The sequence below is a fragment of the Pauljensenia sp. 20925_1_34 genome (genome assembly GCF_041432775.1).
Taxonomy (GTDB): Bacteria; Actinomycetota; Actinomycetes; order Actinomycetales; family Actinomycetaceae; genus Pauljensenia.
Window position 1 is genome coordinate 1 of the sequence record NZ_JAPWAG010000059.1, and the last position, 1,358, is coordinate 1,358.

At 63.3% G+C, this 1,358-nt stretch carries 1 protein-coding gene; it reads right to left on the reverse strand.

Annotated elements, in window-relative coordinates:
• Window positions 1-1,278: ISL3 family transposase (locus tag O3669_RS10835; RefSeq protein ID WP_371524861.1), on the reverse strand; the 1,278-nt coding region annotated here is incomplete at its 3' end.
• Between the last annotated feature and the right edge of the window lie 80 nt (window positions 1,279-1,358).

The window sequence follows — 1,358 nt, forward strand, 5'->3', positions numbered from 1 at the left end:
GCCGGTTTCGAGGAGGCAGCGGGTGATGTAGTGGGTGAGGTTACGGAACCCGAGGGCGGAGCCGCGTAGGTGTTCGAGGCGTCCGTTGATGGCTTCGGTAGGGCCATTGGAGGTGTGGGGGTGGTCGAAGTAAGCCAGGATGTCCCCGGCTCGGCGTTTGAGTGTCCTGCCCAGCGTGATGAGCTCGGTCAGACCCCTCGGTACACGCGTGGAGGTCAGGGTGTTGATTTCGGCTTCCATCAGGGCCTTACCCGCGTCCGTGTCGGGCGCGCGGTAGGCGTCGATGATGTTCTGGTAGGCGCTCCAAGTGACCTCGAGCGCGACGTGCTCCTCACCGGAAAACAGGTTGAGTAGTTGGTGCTGCTGGCGTGGCGTGAGCAGGCATGAGCGGGTGTGTAACATCCTGCGGGCCTTGTACAGGGGGTCGGTGGCACGCCCGCGCCGGTGGTGGAGTTCTTGCTGAATGCGTCTGCGACACTCATCCAAGGCGTTGCCAGCCAGGTGCACGACGTGGAAGGGGTCCATGACCGCCCTCGCGCCGGGGAGTTCTTCAGTGGCTGCGCTTTTGAACCCGGTGAATCCATCCATCGCGACGATCTCGATGCGGCTTCGCCACGTGTCGGGGCGGGAGGCCAGCCAGGTTTTGAAGACCTGCTTGGAGCGACCCGGGACCATGTCCAAGAGTCGGGAGGGGCCGCTGCGTTCTCGGATGGGTGTCAAGTCCAAGATAACGGTGACGTATTTGTCTCCGTAGGGGGTGTGGCGCCACACGTGTTCATCCACCCCGATGACACGCACGCCATCGAACCGAGTTGGATCATTGATCAGTAGACGCTGGCCTTCACCCAGGACAGCGGTGTTGGCGGTATTCCAGGACACACCGAGGGCCTGGGAGATACGCGCCACCGTCAAATGATGAACGACCAGCCCAGTGAGCGCCCAGCGCACCGCCGCACGCGAGAGCTTGGCGCGCGGATCGGCCGCTTGGCTCATATCTTGACGCCACACATGGGCGCACTCCTGGCACCGGTAGCGGCGCACGCTCACGTGCAAGATCGTGGGGCGCCACCCGTAAGGCTCGTGCGCCAAGCGCCTGATCACCGTGTCACGCGACTCGCCCTGGCATCCGCAGCGTCGACACCACCGGTCCTCACCAGCAATCCGGCAAGCCAACACTGCATGGTCTGGCCACATGCGCTGGCCCGTCACTTCCAGGCCCAGGTCATCCAGGCGCGTGAACGCGCTCAGGTCAGGGCGATCAAAGATAGTATTGGCCATGTCGAGGTCTTTCAGATGGACGGTGTAGCAATCTCCATCATCGGAAGACCTCGACCCCTACCCGGCCACGACACGCCCAA